This is a genomic window from Flavobacterium polysaccharolyticum (genome assembly GCF_038739875.1).
GTDB classification, from domain to species: Bacteria; Bacteroidota; Bacteroidia; order Flavobacteriales; family Flavobacteriaceae; genus Flavobacterium; species Flavobacterium polysaccharolyticum.
Window position 1 is genome coordinate 1 of sequence record NZ_JBCGDP010000028.1, and the last position, 16,488, is coordinate 16,488.

A 16,488-nucleotide genomic window follows, 5' to 3' on the forward strand; every position below is an offset into this window, starting at 1 on the left:
AGTAAAGAAAACAAAGCAGATAGTTGTTAATTAGTAATGAACAAGTGTTCATAATAAAGCTGTTTTTCTAAAAACAGAAAGTCAAATTGTTCATAACTATGTTTTTTTGAATAGGCTGAATAGTTACCTTTATTTAAATTAAAAAATATAATCGAAAGTTATGCTTACTAGAGTTCATCATATCGCTATCATTTGTTCCAATTATGAAAAATCGAAACGCTTTTATGTTGAAGTGTTAGGATTAGAGATTATTCGTGAAATTTATCGAGAAGAAAGAGCGTCATACAAACTCGATTTAGCGCTCAATGGTGACTACATTATTGAACTTTTCTCGTTTCCCAATCCTCCTTCAAGACCTTCACGACCTGAAGCTACAGGCTTGCGTCACTTGGCTTTTGAAGTAGATGATTTGGATAGAATCGTAGCCCATTTAGAGAAAAATCAAATCGAAATGGAAGCCATTCGCACAGATGAATTCACTAACAAACGCTTTCTTTTTATTGCAGACCCTGACCAGTTGCCCATTGAATTTTATGAAAAGTAACCAGGATAAGTAAAATCAATGTATATTAGCTTATTCATCAAAAGATTGCTATAAAACGCTTTTGACCTGCATAAAACATCACAATAAATCTGACTTTTACCTTTTAGATATGAAAAAAACAATTTGGACTGTGCTAGCCCTAACCTTATTTATACAAACTCATTGGTCCCAAAAATCAATCGAAATACTAAAGAAAGAAGCAAATACGAGCATTGAAAAAGAGAGGGCTATTTACAAGAAAATAGCTTTGAATATCTGGGATTATGCCGAATTAGGATACAAAGAAACAAATAGTTCTAACTTGCTCGCACAACAATTAAAAGAAAATGATTTCTCCGTTACTACTGGTGTAGCAGGGATACCTACAGCTTTTGTGGCTACTTATGGCTCGGGTTATCCTGTGATTGGGATATTAGCAGAGTACGATGCGCTTCCCGGATTATCACAAGATACCTCGCCTACCAAAACATTGATTCCTAATAAAAATAATGGTCACGGATGTGGGCATCACCTATTTGGAACTGGCTCCATTGCTGCTGGTATTGCCATCAAAAATCTAATAAAAGAAGGCAAATTAAAAGGAACCATTAAAGTCTTTGGCTGTCCTGCAGAAGAAGGCGGAAGCGGAAAAGTATATATGGTGAGAGAGGGGCTTTTCAACAATGTTGATGTAGTCTTGCATTGGCATCCTTCGGATAATAATTCGGTAACCTACACTAGCGCTTTGGCTAACAAATCGGCTAAGTTTCGATTTTATGGAATTTCATCACACGCAGCTGCTTCTCCAGAACAAGGACGTTCCGCATTGGATGCTGTCGAAGCTATGGATTATATGGTCAATATGATGCGGGAACATATTCCGCAAGAAACAAGAATTCATTATGTCATTACTAACGGTGGCAAAGCTCCAAACGTAGTTCCAGAATTTGCCGAGGTATATTATTATGTGAGAAATCCAGAGAAAACCATTGCTGTCAATGTCTTTGATCGTGTAGCCAAAGCAGCTGAAGGTGCAGCTTTGGGAACAGGAACCCGTTCCGAATATGAAATCATAGGAGGTACGCACGATTTGCTCATCAACAAAACATTGGCCGATGCCATACAAATCAATTTAGAAAAAGTTGGAGGCGTACAGTATACACCAGAAGAGATAGATTTTGCGACTAAAATTCAAAGCAGTTTTATTGACAAAAAACCACCTATCGCCAACGCCGCGAAAGTCAATCCGATGCATATTGAGAAAAATCTAGGCTCCACGGATGTAGGCGATGTAAGTTATACCGTTCCGACTGTTGGAATCGAAACCGCGACTTGGGTTCCAGGAACTGGAGCGCACAGTTGGCAAGCCGTAGCCTGTGGCGGAACCGATATAGGTATCAAAGGAATGCTTGTGGCTGCCAAAACACTTTCGTATATGGCCATTGATTTGTTTACGAATCCATCTTTGGTTCAAAAAGCCAAAGAAGAATTCAAATCTAGCAAAGGCGACTATCAATACAAACCTTTACTTGGTGACCGTAAACCTGCATTGAATTATAGAGATTAATTTAATCTCTATAATTCAAAATCAATTCTTGCTATTCTACTCTGATTACAGGCGTTCTTTGACTAATTCCGTTGCTATTAAAAGCTTCTATTTGAAAATAATAGGCATCGGATCGATCCAACGCATTCAAATAATATTCATTTTTACCATAAATCATTACGGAACCATAAAGCTGGTTTGGTGATTTTCCAAAATAAATAACATAACCATCTGCTAATGGTTCTTGTTCCCATTTAAACCAGACATTACGACGTTCCCCTTTTGTTTTTGGAGCTACTCGCAAAGGAACAAAGTTTTTAACAGGAGCTGGAGCTTCACCATTACCTTTGCCAAAAACTCTAAAGCCACTTAAAGCAAATTTACCTGTTGGCATTTGGATATTCTCTATCTTCAAATATCGTCCAATAACAGGTTTCTCTAATTCGACATAATCGTGAGGAACATCTTTGGAGTTTTTACTCTTATCAACAATCACTTTCCATTCTTTTAGATTGTCAGATACAGTAATAAGATATTTATGCCCAACAGTGGTCTCTGGTTTCCCCATCAGTGTCACGTCTTGGTCTGCATAATTTATTTGAATTGCACGAATAGTACTCCTTTCCCCTAAATCAGAAATTAACCATTCCCCTTTGTTTCCTGTTTTTGCAGACCAATACGTCTTTATATCTTCATTGACTGCATAATTGGGTTGAAAACCACCTAATGTAGAGGAAACACTCACTGGTTTATTATAGTTCAAAAGCATCCAACCTGAAAAACTATCCTTAAGATGATCTTTATTTTGTGAAGGCAAAAAAGTTGGATAATCGCCATAAGCTGTATTGGAGTATAAAACTCCTTCTTCATCTATACCAGCTGGCCAAATACCCAATCGTCTTTCAAAATTATTCTTTGTTCCAATTACAATTGTAGATACATGCCAAAAAGTACTATTTGCATCTTGAAAAGTTGCACCATGACCTGCTCCTCTTGCAAAACCTCCAGGTTTATATGAAAATGGATTATGCGATTGATACACAAACGGACCTAAAGGATTCTTGCTTGTATACACACCATCTCCATATCCACTAAATTCAGTACCTGGCCCACCATATTGCAAATAATATGTGTTCTTGTGTTTAGTCATAAAGGCTCCTTCCATAAAAGGTTGCATGAATGTATTATCATTGTTTTCACCAAATCTTTCCCAACCATGTTCCTCATCATTCAGCACAATTAAGGGCACAACTTCTCCTTCGGGCTGGAACGTTTTACGATTTAACTTTACTCCATAAATTGGATACAAATTACTTGACCCATAATATTCATACAATTCATCTTTTTCTTTGTCCCAAAAAATCTGAGGATCCCAAGCAGCAGCTTCAGACTTATGAACCAGCTCTTTCCACTCATTTTTACTTGGATTTTTACTCATCCAGATTGGAAATTCTTTACCGTGTGTTGAGCCCACAACCAACAAGCTATCATTGACAAAAGAAAGCGATGGAGCACAAAGTTCATCATAAACTTTATGTTCTGGTCGCAAAAACTTTCTTGATACAAATTGCCAGTTAAGCATATCTGTACTATGCCAATACCCCCATTGATTGGTAGAAAACAAATAGTATTTCCCTTGAAAAAAAGTAATCACAGGATCTGCTGTGGCTCTATGCTTTCCTTGGGTAACAAAATTTGGAATGGGACAATAACCATAATCAATGTTTATAGGATTACAATAGGTTTGTTGCTGTTTCACTTGTACTTGTCCTTGTGCAAAAAAACAAAAAGATAATCCCGCTAAAATTAGCCCAAATCTCCTCATTAGATAATATTTCATTTTAGAATTCCTTGTTTATTGGATAAAAAAATACCCTCCGAAAGCAATCATCGAAGGGTAAAAAAAACTAACAAAACTTAATTAATTAACTCAAAACTTATTTTATTATTGGTAGTTGAATCCGTGCCAATAAAAACCTCAAATACACCAGGTTCAGCAACAAAGTTCAAATCTGAATTATAGAACTTTAATTTATCAACAGTAATTTCAAAAGTAAGGGTTTGTTTCTCTCCTTTTTTCAACACTATTTTTTTGAAATCCTTTAGTTCTTTTAAGGGACGAGTAACACTTCCTACTAGATCTCTAATATAAAGCTGCACTACCTCTTTTCCGTCAAAATTACCTGTATTTGTTACCTCAACAGAAACTTTTATCGTTTCATTTTTTGTCATTTTAGGAGAAGAAATCATCAGATTTGAGTAACTAAAATTAGTATAACTTAGCCCATATCCGAATGGAAAAAGAGGCTCATTTCGCTCATCAATATAGTTTGATTTGAATTTTTCGAACTTACCTTCTTTATTTCCTAAAGGCCTTCCTGTATTCTTGGCACTATAGTAAATAGGTATTTGCCCCACACTTCTTGGAAAAGTTGTTGTTAACTTCCCTGATGGATTTTCATCACCAAACAATACATCGGCGATAGCTAATCCTGCCTCACTTCCTGCAAACCAAGCATTCAAAATAGCAGGAACTTTTTGATTTTCTTCTACAAGAACTAAAGGTCTTCCGTCAAAAAGTACCAAAACAACAGGCTTTCCTGTTTTTAAGAGTTCATTAAGCAAATCTTTTTGAGCTTTTGGAATTTCGAGATTGGTACGACTACTGGATTCTCCGCTTAACTCTGCTGATTCGCCTAAAGCAGCAACAATGACGTCAGCTTGGTTCGCTATTTTAAGTGCTTCGGCTAGTAATTCTTGATCCGAGCGATGATCTCTGTGCAATGTTTTTCCGAACATAGTCGCACGTTCTTCAAAAGCAGCATCATAATCTAAATTACTCCCTTTGGCATATAAAATAGTGGCGGAGTTTCCGGCAACCGTTTTTACTCCTGACAATAAAGAAATAGAATTTTCAAGCTTTGTAGCTACACTCCAAGTTCCCGACATATTTTCTTTCGCATCCGCTAGAGGTCCTATAAGTGCAATAGTTCCGGATTTTTTAAGAGGCAATACTTGATTCTGATTTTTTAATAAGACTAAAGATTGAGCAGCTGTATTTCTAGCTTCATTTCTATTTGAAGTAGTATATATATCCGTTTTGGAACGTTTTATATCACAATATCTGTAGGGATCATGAAACAAACCCAAATCGTATTTCGCCTCCAGAATTAATCTCACAGCATTGTCAATTTGAGCAATCGAAACCTTTTTTTCGTCGATTGATTTTTTTAATGTTGTCAAAAAACCTTCGCCTACCATATCCATTTCAACACCAGCATTCAAAGCTAAAGCTGATACAGTTTGTAAATCGCCCATTCCGTGATCTACCATTTCATTAATTCCAGTAAAATCAGTTACGACAAAACCTTTAAAAGCCCATTGTTTTCTTAACACGTCCGTCATTAACCACTTGTTTCCTGTTGCAGGAACACCATCAACCTCATTAAACGAAGCCATAACAGAGCCTACACCAGCATCTACAGCAGCTTTATAAGGAGGAAAATAGTCATTATACATGCGGATTTTGCTCATATCTACTGTGTTGTAGTCACGACCAGCTTCTGGCGCTCCATAAAGTGCAAAGTGTTTAACACAAGACAAAATGGTGTTGTTCTTAGACAAATCATTTCCTTGATAACCTCTTACCATAGCTTGAGCAATTTGAGAACCTAAATAAGGATCTTCGCCCGAGCCTTCGGAAATTCTTCCCCATCTTGGATCTCTTGAAATATCGACCATAGGTGAAAATGTCCAATTAATTCCGTCAGCACTTGCTTCTTGAGCAGCTATTTGAGCACTACGCTCTATTAAATTCATATCCCAAGTACAAGACAATCCTAATGGAATTGGAAATGTTGTTTCGTATCCGTGAATGACATCCATCCCGAAAATCAAAGGGATTTTAAGGCGGCTTTTTTCAACGGCAATTTTTTGAACTTCTTTAATTTTTTGTACCGACTTGATATTGAATAAGCCTCCTACTTTACCCTCTTCAATTTTTTTTGCGACGTTAGAGCTGCTGGCTGCACCTGTAGTAATATCTCCAGATGTAGGTAGATTTAATTGTCCTAATTTTTCATCTAAAGTCATTTTAGACAATAAATCAGCCACAAACTCTGCTCGGGGTTTGATTTTGGAATCATTTTTATTTCCTCTCTTTTGGCTGTAGCCAATAAAGGAAATACTTAACAGCAATAGTAGTAATTTAGTGGTATTCATATTTTTATTTTTATTTTTTTCAATGACCTTTTAAAAAAAGTAAAAGGCTTTATTTCTTGATAAATGAATCTTTTACACCAATAAAAAATCTAATAGTTTCATTATCAATAAAATTGTAATAAGGATTATTTCTATTTTAGATCCCATACTTCGACGAATGAAATCCTAATTTTAACAAACCTGCTTTCACTTCGGGAGCATTCATAAATAGCTTCCATAATAATCCTGAGCGATAATTTTCAATCATAGGTACAATGGTCCCTTGGTCAATGGCTAGATAACGCGGAGTTACCCAATTGTAATGTGGTGAAAATGCATCATAAGGTCCTGCTATTCCAACATATTTTGTCTTATTCTCATCATAAACATAGCGCAAAAATTTCATCGCTTCGATTGGGGCAAAAGGGAATGAAGATAAGGCTGCTGTTGGCGTAATTACACCATTGTCATTATTGGGTTGGTGTGCGGTGTAACCTGTTGTACCATCAGGATTACGAGTATAACTGGCAGTAAGCCCCCAACATTTATCAGAGTAATCTTTAAACTGTTTTGGATTAGCCTGACTGTACTTGACCATGATTTTGGCGTGATTCTGAGTTAGTGCACCATAATTCGCATAGTTATCTGTTAAATTATTGGGATCCAATCCCAAAAAAGAATAATGTGACCAAAACATAGGACCAACATTTCCAACTGCCCCATTATAACTCAACACGACGGGTAGTCCATATTGAGAACTTCCGTTTGTGATTCCCCCATTTCTTGCCCATCCTATATGGTAAGCATCAGCAGGAATCGTATGAGTCGGAGATGCGGCACCCATAATATAGGTAATCAAGCATTCGTTATATCCCTCGAGTTTAAAGTTCATTTCCCAAGTATAATTAGGCGACCAATGCCAATACAAGGCTTTCTCTCCTTTTGTATACCAATCCCATTCTACCCCTTTCCATAACTCATCAGCTTTTTGGGCTAATGCTTTTTCGGTAGCATTTCCATTTTTAAAGTATTCTCGCAAAGTGATTAAAGCCTGACAGACGAAAGAAGTTTCGACCAAATCACCGCCATTATCTTTAGTTCCAAAAGGGATTACTTTTCCTGTTTGGTTATCCATCCAATGCGGCCAAGCACCGTGAAAACGATCCGCTTTTTCTAGAAACTGCAAAGCTGTACTAAGTCTTGCTACAGCTTCTGCTCTAGGAACAAAACCTCTTTCGATACCAACAATTAGTGTCATTAACCCAAAACCTGAACCACCTGTAGTAATTATATTCGATTCAAAATTTGGATCTTCGGTGTGGTATCGCTCGCGAGCTAACTTAGAAATCGGATCGGCATAGTCCCAAAAATACTTAATAGCGTCTTTTTGTACCAAGTCAAGAAGTTCATTATCTGACAACACTTTCACTGGAATTGTTGGCAAGGGAGTTCCTGAACTTTTTAGCTCCTGAGGAGATGATGTACAAGACGTGAACATTGATAAAAAAAACAATAGATATAGCGATTTTTTCATTTTTATTAGAATTAAACATTAGTAAAAACACCTAGATTTTAATTCTCTAGGTGTATTGAAAAGCATCACTTATCTTTTATCTTTTTCTAACTTATAGAGCGCTGTAACTTCGTTGCTAGCAAGGGCGGCATCATAAATTCTGAATTCATCCATTAATCCAGCAAAGCTAGTTGCCCAACCTTGATCTGAACCATTATTTAAAGGAGGAGTTGTTTCAAATTGATGTGTACCAAAAACAACTTTACCATTAGTTCCAACCATTTGGAGCACACCATATTTTGGTGCATTATTTGGATTAGTAGCGCCACCTGGATCATTCGCATACCACAAAGCACTACTATTTAATGCTCCGTTTGTATAGCACGTAATTGTACTAGTCCCTGAATCATAGGCCAACACTACATGGACCCAAGTATTTAAACTATTATCAATGTTCATAATAATGCTTTGTGATTTCCAAACTACTCCTGTTCTTCCATTCTCTACTAATAGCTTTAATCTTAATCTATTAGGAAACGATCCATCAGGATTCTCTAAGAATAGATTCATTCCCCCCCAAAACTCAGTTGGTCTGACAATTGAAAAAATACCCTGTGCTCCTTTTCCTTGACCAGGACTTCCACCATCAGGAACTGTATTAGCAGTATTCATCCAAAATGAAATTGAGAAATCATTTAATGAAGTAATTTTAGTAGTCGCATTTCCTATAGCGTATCGAGCAACAGAACTCGATCCTTGATAAGCATTTCCTTTTATGCCTTCAAAAAAAGCTACATTCGTACTTTCTAAACCTGTAATATTACTTTTACTGTCACTTAAATTTCCATCAAAACTAAGTTTGGAAACCAAATGTGAGGCTGCAACCTCATCCGAACTTTCATATCCACCAATAGATTCGTATGGTATGGGATTATTTACTTTGTCAATACTATCTTCACAAGCTGTAAAAAAAGGAATTACAGCCGCCATAGTACCTAAGAATATCGATTTATTTATTTTCATTTTGATACGATTAATGATTAATAATTTGGATTTTGACTAGATAATCCAGCGGCTTGTCTGATGAAAGATTGCGGAATAGGAAACAATTCGTGTTTTCCTGCTACGAAAGTTTTTCCATCAGCGGCAAAAGCTGCAACAGCTTGTCCTGTACGAACCACATCAAAAAATCTATCGTGTTCAAAAGCCATTTCTACTCTTCTTTCTTTCCAAATGGCACGTCTTACATCGGCTTGAGAAAGCGCCGTAGTATTCGCCAATCCAGCTCTGTTTCTTATCTGATTCAATAACGGAATCGCTGTACTGGTTTGTCCTAATTCGTTCAACGCTTCAGCTTTCATCAACAGCACTTCAGCAAAACGCAAGTACTTGATATTAGCATCTGTTTCCCAAGCATCTGTAAAATTCGAAGAATAAGCTTTGTAGTTGTATCGTGGGTTTTCTACTGTGTTTGGAATTATTCTTCCGTCATACAAAGTAGTTCCTCTGAAGATAATTGTCGCATTTTTTCTAACATCACCTGCCTCATAGGCATCTACCAAACTTTGCGAAGGTGTATTGAATCCCCAACCCCAACCTCCAGCACCACGGGCGCCTTGAGTGTTTGAATAACCTTGAATACCTCTGGCTGGAATTGAACCAACTCCTTGGATTTCGAAAATAGATTCAGCATCATTCTCACCTGCTATACGAAACATCGTTGCATAATCAGGAGCCAATGAATAACCAGTAACTGCATTACAATTGTCTACAACTTTTTGCCAATTTTTCTGGTACAGATTTACTTTGGCTAATAATGCATAGGCAGCTCCTTTGGAAGCCCTTGCTTTTTCATTGGCAGGATAAGCAGATTTCTCTGGTAAAGCTGCAATCGCATCGATCAAATCAGTTTCTATGAAAGCATAAACTTCGGACGCAGTTTTGCGAGTTAACAACATTTGTCTATCCTCTGTAGAAGAAGGATTAGGCAGACGATCTACAATTGGAACTCCACCATAACATTTTACTAAGGTAAAATACATGAACGCTCTCAAAAACTTCGCCTCACCCATCAATCGATTACGCAAGTTAGCGTCTGCTTTTGTCAACTTAGGAAGAATATTTAGCGCTTGATTACATCTATTAATGCCGTCATAATTGGCATTAAAAACACTCTCAACAGAAGGAGTTGTTGGGTTATAAGACAACGCATCCAAAATATCTTTATCGGTTCCTGTATCTCCTGGTGAAGATCCTTTGTCTGCATCATCAGAAGTGATACTAGACAAACCAATCCAACCGAAGGAAGTCATGTCCCAATCTAAGAATTTACTATAAATAGATGTAACAAATGAGGAGGCTCCTGCATCATTATTAAACAATTCAATGTCTTTAGTAGAGATAGATTCTGTTTGATCTACATCTAAAAAATCATCAGCACAACCAGTAAAAAAAACTACCGATAAGGCGAATAGGGATATATATATCTTTTTCATATATGTAAAATTTATTTGTTAGTGGTCATATATGGTATCGCCTTTATTTATTGGTGTTTGTTTGCAACAAACCTGTTGTTAATGGCGATTTCATACTATTAAAATTTTAAATTAGCTCCAATAACGAAAGATCGCAACGTTGGATATGCATCCAATTCTACACCTTGTGTTCCATAAGGATCACCATTTCCGTTTAGCTCAGGAGAAAAGCCAGAGAATTTTTGAAAAATGAAGGGGTTAATCATGTTTACATACAATCTGCAAGCACTAATTAATTTACTTTGAATTGGTAGTTTGTATCCCAAAGTAATGTTGTTAATTCTAAAAAAATCACCGGACTCAAGATAATAAGTAGAGGCTACTGGCACTTGATTGAAAGGAGCCATTGTACTAGCAGATGTGTTATTTACAGTCCAGAAATTAGTAGCCAACGATTCTTCGATATTCTCTCCAGAAAAACGTTGCGCTTTTTTACCATTGTATACTTTAGCCCCAGCTGTACCATAACCATCTACCGAGAAGTCCCAGTTTTTGTAGGTTATTCCCAATGTGACACCAAAATTTGATTTTGGCAAAATAGAGCCTACATATTTCTTATCGGTTTCTGCTAAAGCATCTTGAGTAACTTGGTTTCCAGCAGCTGTATAGTATAACATTTTTCCATTTGTAGGATCAAATCCTGCATATTCATACATAAAGAAACTTCCTAAAGGTTGTCCAACAGAGGTATTGTCTAACAACTTTGTATTTTGTCCGTTACCTAAATTTCCACCTACGATTTGAGATAGTGTAACATCTTTTAAACCTTTTAGTTTATTGGTGTTTTGAGAAAAATTTCCTCCAATCCAATAGGTCATATCATCAGATATTTTATCATCCCATCTCAAAGAAACCTCATACCCCTTGTTTGATACTTCACCTACATGTGCTGGTGAAGCAAGACTAATTCCTGAGGTTGCATAAGGTTTTGTATTCAAAATTACGTTGGTAGTATTCTTGTCATACACGTCAAAAGTTCCCTTCAAGCGGTTATCCAACATTTCAATGTCAATACCCGCAGATGCCTCTTGAGTGATTTCCCATGATAAACTTGGGTCAATTTGTGAATTAATAGTTGTTCCTTCATTTAAAATTGAACCTCCTAAATACGTATTCAATCCTGAGGAGTACGCTTGGTTGTTTAATGGTACATTTTGGTTTCCTAATTTACCCCAACCACCTCTGATTTTTAACAAGTTAATCGCTTTAACATCGGCCATAAAATTTTCCTTAGTTACAACCCAGCCTAAACCAAATGCTGGAAATGTTCCCCAACGATACTCTTTACCAAAATTAGAAGAGCCATCACGTCTTATCGTTCCAGTAAACAAATATTTGTCCATTAATTTATATTGAAAACGACCAAAATAAGAAGCTAAACGAGTTTGATTCAACATCTCATCTCTGTAACTAATAACGTTTGCAGCATTTTCAACACCATTAAGTGCCCAATAATTTTCATTTTGATTTACGTTTTTTCGAACGATCGTCAATTTTTCACGAGACCCTTTCACAGAAGCTTCCATACCAGCCGTAACTTCTAAATCATGAATATCACTAAACACTTTACTAAAAGTAAAATAGTTCATTAAGTTCCAGTTAAAATATTGCTCCCTCCCTTTTGTCAATAAATTAATGTTTGAAGTAGCTGGATAAGCAGATGCAATTCGAGTAGGATCAGCAGCTAGCCAAATGTTTTTAGTGTCTTCATAATTATACTGTTTCCAAGTATAATATTCCCCATTAAATTGTGAAGTAAATTTTAAAGGTTTGATAATTTCATAATCTAATTTTAGACCTCCTTGTAAAGTAACGCTGCGTTGCTCTTCGTTGAAAAAGTCCAATTGAGCCACAGGATTTCCAACATTGTTAAAAGAAGAACCAGATGAAGTAGCAAAACCATTGGCACCAACAAAAGATACACCGTATTGTCCATTGGCAAAACGAACAGGAACAATTGGTGATTGTTTGTAAGCATTAGTAAAAGCACTCAAAGGTTTTGGAGAGGCATTTGCTGATGTAAAACTAAAGTTTTGATTTACCGTTAATTTCTTAGAAATCTTGTATTCATTATTATTTCTAAAAGTAGTTCGGCTGTAGTCCAAACCATTCAAAATACCTTTTTCACTATAGTTTCCTGCACTAAAAAAGTATTTTACCGTTTCTGATGAACCTAATATCGAAACGTTATTTTGAGAATAAGTTCCTGTTCTAGTTATGGCATCAAACCAATCTGTGTTTACTGGTTGATCTTGTGAAAAGGTAGTAGACTGCAATGCCACATTTGAATAATGAGCATATTTATTACTACCAGCCATTTTCACCTTCTTGAGTGTAGTTCTAAATCCGGTGAAATTTTCAAGTTCAACAGTTACCTGCTCACCTTTACCTTTTTTGGTGGTTATAATAATTACACCATTTGCTGCTCTGGTTCCGTAAATAGCAAGTGAAGAGGCATCTTTTAAAATTTCATACGAAGTAATATCATTGGTATTGATATTATTAATGTTTTCGGTTGGCATACCATCCACTACATACAAAGGAGTTCTTCCACCAAGTGCCGTTCCAAGCCCTCTAATTACAACAGAAGGTGAACTTCCAGGTAAATCTGATGAAATCACTTGAACACCTGCCGCTTTTCCCTGAATTGCTTGTGATGCATTAAGTACTTTAGTCTTTGCTATTTCTTCGGATTTAATGGAAGAAATAGCCGTGGTATTATCTATTTTTTTACGAGTACCGTAACCTATGACAATAACATCTTTCAAAACGGTATCATCAGACTCGTACAAAGTAATTTTCATAAAATCCGAAGAAGCCTTTACAGTTATCGAGTTAAAACCTAACATAGAAATCTTTAATGATTCGCCTTCTTTGGCTTTAATCGCAAAATTTCCATCAAAATCTGCATCAGTAGATGTATTAGAAGTCGAAGCCACAACAATTGCTCCTGGAATTCCTACACCTTTACTATCTTGAATTTGCCCTTTTATAGACTGCGCATGTAGGTATGCGGGCAGCAAAAGGAATGCTAATAAACTAAAAATAAAATTTCTCATAAGATTGTAATTGGTTAAAGTTGTCAACCAAAATTAATCAATTACAACGTTGTAGTTGAGTTGCTAGAGTACTACACAACTACATCATACAAAACAAAAAAACACTTAATACTCAACAATACAATACTTTAAAAAAATTAAAATCAACTCTAAAAACACGATATGATGTAGTAATGATGTAGTACTGTGATTCAAATACGCTTTGCAATCAATAAGAATTTGACAAATAATACCTATTTTTTTTATATAGTTAATAAAAATTTGGTTAGATTTTCTTCTTGTGATAGTTGCAGTTTTTTCCGTAAACGATATCTATGTAACTCTACTCCTCTAAATGAAATATTCAACATAGGTGCAATTTCCTTAGAAGAAAGGTTCATTTTCAAATAAATACAGAGTTTGATATCCTTTGGAGTCAAATTTGGATATCGTTTACTCAAGTTTGAAACAAACTCTTTGTGTATTTGATTCAAGTTCGTTTCGAATGCTTCCCATTCATGCTTATTGACTGAATTAATTTTGATTACTTTCTTGATTTCATTTTTCAGCTTATTCAAATCCGATTCAGAATCTAAAATATTCTGAATACTTTCCATCATTTCAGTTTGTTTGGCAATAGATAATGATTTACCAGCAACTTCAGAGGATTTGGTTTGAAGCTCTAATTCTAAAATATGTTTTTCATACTCCTGAAACTGTAACTCATTTTGGGCTTTAAGTTCCATTTCAAGGATTTCATTTTGATGTTTCAATGCCTCTTCTTGTAATTTCAGCTTTTGAATATAACGTAACTTATTCCATTTATAATAAACGAAAAATATGATTCCAATAACCAACAAATACAGCAAAATCATCCAGAATGAAAAATACCAAGGTTGTTTTACCACAAAAGAAAAACTCGACAACTCACTAAAGCCAACTCCATTATGATTGTAAATGGTAATAGTATGAGAACCACTATTTAAGTTATTTAAGACAATGGCTCCGTCTTTTAACGAAACAAAATCATTCACTTCATCAATTCTATAAAACAAATGAGGTTTGTTCACGCCATAAATTCCAGATATGACTCTTATCTTCAACTCAGAATTAAAGTCTATTTTACCTCCATCGTTTACAATAGATTGATCACTGAACGCCTCAATTTTAGGAATAACATTGGTTTTATCTTTGAAAGCAAATTGTAGCGAAATAAAACCATCATCTAAGTTGAGCAAATAATTATTTCCCGTTTTATAGACTTTTAAATTGTCATTAATCAATTTTCCTTTGTAATACTTCTCCTGAATTACATTCCATTTAAATTGATTTCCCTCAGCCAAGATATGATACAAAATACCATCTCTAATAATTAAAAACTGCTTATCATCAATCGCAATAACGTCAGAAATATTCTTAAAATTAGACTGAAACCAATCATTTATCTCTAGTAAACCTGTCAATGAATTATAAGTGTACCAAGAATTATTGATCAAAAACAACAACTCATTTTTGAAATCAAAAATTTTGACACCAAAATCATTCTGTATTTTAGACTGTTGCGTAATGTTTTCTATTTTTTGAGTCTGAAAATTATCATCATATTGAATACGATACAAACCACGATAATTATCAGCAGCCCAAATTTCATTTTTCCGATTTTGAGCTAAATACTTAATCGGTTTTAGTAGTTTTTGAATAATCTTGCTTTCCTTCAAATTATTAGGATTGGGATACATCAAAATTCCAGTATATGTAGCTTGCAAGAAAGATGCATCGACAGCACTTTTTACAAGATTCCATCCACCATTCACTCCGTTTAATTTAGATAAACCACTAGATAACTGATATAAAAATGTCCCATCATTATGACCAATCATAAAACCTTGTTGAACAGGGGAAATGTTCCAAGATTGCCCTTGTGTATTTGGAAGCAAACTAAGTTTGTTTTGTTCAAATTCAAATACACCATGATTGGATGCAATCAGATAACTAGATGTTGTTGCCTTAACCACAGAATAAACGGAACCCAAGGCTCCAGAATTATCATTCAATATAGCAACAGGAGAATTGATTTCCACGTGCGAAATACCATTATCAAGACCTAACCACAAATCCTTCTCATTATCAATACCAATACTCAGAACAGAATTGTTCAATAAAACATTTTTCCTATTGATATTTTGAAAGGTATTTTTAGCAAAATCATAAATAAAAAGCCCTCGCAAACCACTACCTATAATCAGTCTATCCTTACTAACAAATTGAGCCAGATTTATGGTCGTATTTTTTAAAATTTCGTTCAGAGGATGTGACCAAGGAATTAATTTCTCGTTTTTTGCAATAAATACACCTCGTTTTTGAGTAAAAATAAAAAGTTCTTCACCCCTTTTCTGAATACCATGTACTACACTATTTTTTAACACATCCCATCCTGGAATAACCTTCAATTGATTCTTAACTAATTTGAAAATCCCTTTTTCTACGGTAGCCACGAATATATCTCCATCAATCAAGAAACAATACGAAATCATATAAGGAAAAGTGATTTTTTTTATACTCCCTTTTTCATAAACATAAAGCTGATTAAAAGATTGAAAATAAATAGCGTTCTTAGCTTTGAAAATTTTCCAGATTTCTTCGTTTTCATTCTCAAAAAAAATATTTTTCCCTTTGGAAATTGAAAAATAGAACATCTTGCCTCCACTTCTTTTCCAATAACCAAACTCTTTATACGAACCAGAATAAATTCTATCTCCATCTGAAAAAATTGAACGAATAATCGTCTTGTTGGGCAAAAGATATTTTTCCCAAACAACGCCGTTGTAACGCAATAAATAATGATTGTTCGCAAAGTACATGGCTTTATCTTGGCCTTGCACTACACTCCAAACTTGGTTATCTCCTTTGTAACTCGATTTATCATAATTTTCAACAAAAGGAAGTAATTCTTGCGATTGACAAAATAAACCAAACAGTAATAAGAAAAGGGAAAGTACTTTTTTCAAAATAGTGATTTTATCCTCAAATTTAATAGGTTTCCAACAAAAAAGCTTCTGAATTCAGAAGCTTTTTTAATATAGTAATAGTATTATAGAATTTGTTCTTACTTTTTTGACCTGTAAAATATAAAC

Annotated in this window: 9 protein-coding genes; 2 read left to right on the plus strand and 7 right to left on the minus strand. The window is 35.2% G+C overall.

Going from position 1 to position 16,488, the window contains the following annotated elements; translation table 11 throughout:
* Nucleotides 1–160 precede the first annotated feature (160 nt).
* Nucleotides 161–544 carry an SMU1112c/YaeR family gloxylase I-like metalloprotein gene (gloA2, locus tag WFZ86_RS18715; RefSeq protein WP_342693353.1) on the plus strand — a complete coding sequence of 128 codons (384 nt, stop codon included), beginning with the start codon at nucleotides 161–163 and terminating at the stop codon, nucleotides 542–544.
* 109 nt (nucleotides 545–653) lie between these two features.
* The gene (locus tag WFZ86_RS18720; protein ID WP_342693354.1) at nucleotides 654–2,090 is read left to right on the plus strand and encodes an amidohydrolase; all 1,437 of its coding nucleotides are present in this window, start codon (nucleotides 654–656) and stop codon (nucleotides 2,088–2,090) included.
* Between the two features lie 31 nt (nucleotides 2,091–2,121).
* Here WFZ86_RS18720 and WFZ86_RS18725 read toward each other — a convergent pair whose 3' ends face one another.
* The 7 genes from WFZ86_RS18725 to WFZ86_RS18755 form a co-directional block, all read right to left on the minus strand.
* A complete protein-coding gene (locus WFZ86_RS18725; RefSeq protein WP_342693355.1) occupies nucleotides 2,122–3,909 on the minus strand; it encodes a family 43 glycosylhydrolase in 1,788 nt (595 codons plus the stop codon).
* A 77-nt stretch (nucleotides 3,910–3,986) separates the two neighbouring features.
* On the minus strand, nucleotides 3,987–6,290 hold the full coding sequence (gene bglX, locus WFZ86_RS18730) for a beta-glucosidase BglX (RefSeq protein ID WP_342693356.1): 2,304 nt from the start codon (nucleotides 6,288–6,290) through the stop codon (nucleotides 3,987–3,989).
* A gap of 136 nt (nucleotides 6,291–6,426) precedes the next feature.
* On the minus strand, nucleotides 6,427–7,803 hold the full coding sequence (locus WFZ86_RS18735) for a glucoamylase family protein (RefSeq protein WP_342693357.1): 1,377 nt from the start codon (nucleotides 7,801–7,803) through the stop codon (nucleotides 6,427–6,429).
* A gap of 69 nt (nucleotides 7,804–7,872) precedes the next feature.
* Nucleotides 7,873–8,805, minus strand: a complete 933-nt coding sequence (locus WFZ86_RS18740; RefSeq protein ID WP_342693358.1) for a LamG-like jellyroll fold domain-containing protein — start codon at nucleotides 8,803–8,805, stop codon at nucleotides 7,873–7,875.
* A gap of 17 nt (nucleotides 8,806–8,822) precedes the next feature.
* Nucleotides 8,823–10,277, minus strand: a complete 1,455-nt coding sequence (locus tag WFZ86_RS18745; protein WP_342693359.1) for a RagB/SusD family nutrient uptake outer membrane protein — start codon at nucleotides 10,275–10,277, stop codon at nucleotides 8,823–8,825.
* A 98-nt stretch (nucleotides 10,278–10,375) separates the two neighbouring features.
* Entirely contained in the window at nucleotides 10,376–13,375 is a 3,000-nt protein-coding gene (locus WFZ86_RS18750) for a SusC/RagA family TonB-linked outer membrane protein (RefSeq protein WP_342693360.1), read from the minus strand.
* A gap of 242 nt (nucleotides 13,376–13,617) precedes the next feature.
* Complete coding sequence (locus tag WFZ86_RS18755; protein WP_342693361.1) at nucleotides 13,618–16,362, minus strand: helix-turn-helix and ligand-binding sensor domain-containing protein; 2,745 nt, start codon at nucleotides 16,360–16,362, stop codon at nucleotides 13,618–13,620.
* Nucleotides 16,363–16,488: the final 126 nt, after the last annotated feature.

Bases quoted from the DNA above. Each gene is read 5' to 3' on its own strand.
- gloA2 (WP_342693353.1), top strand. From the start codon at position 161: ATGCTTACTAGAGTTCATCATATCGCTATCATTTGTTCCAATTATGAA.
- WFZ86_RS18720 (WP_342693354.1), top strand. From the start codon at position 654: ATGAAAAAAACAATTTGGACTGTGCTAGCCCTAACCTTATTTATACAA.
- WFZ86_RS18725 (WP_342693355.1), bottom strand. From the start codon at position 3,909: ATGAAATATTATCTAATGAGGAGATTTGGGCTAATTTTAGCGGGATTA.
- bglX (WP_342693356.1), bottom strand. From the start codon at position 6,290: ATGAATACCACTAAATTACTACTATTGCTGTTAAGTATTTCCTTTATT.
- WFZ86_RS18735 (WP_342693357.1), bottom strand. From the start codon at position 7,803: ATGAAAAAATCGCTATATCTATTGTTTTTTTTATCAATGTTCACGTCT.
- WFZ86_RS18740 (WP_342693358.1), bottom strand. From the start codon at position 8,805: ATGAAAATAAATAAATCGATATTCTTAGGTACTATGGCGGCTGTAATT.
- WFZ86_RS18745 (WP_342693359.1), bottom strand. From the start codon at position 10,277: ATGAAAAAGATATATATATCCCTATTCGCCTTATCGGTAGTTTTTTTT.
- WFZ86_RS18750 (WP_342693360.1), bottom strand. From the start codon at position 13,375: ATGAGAAATTTTATTTTTAGTTTATTAGCATTCCTTTTGCTGCCCGCA.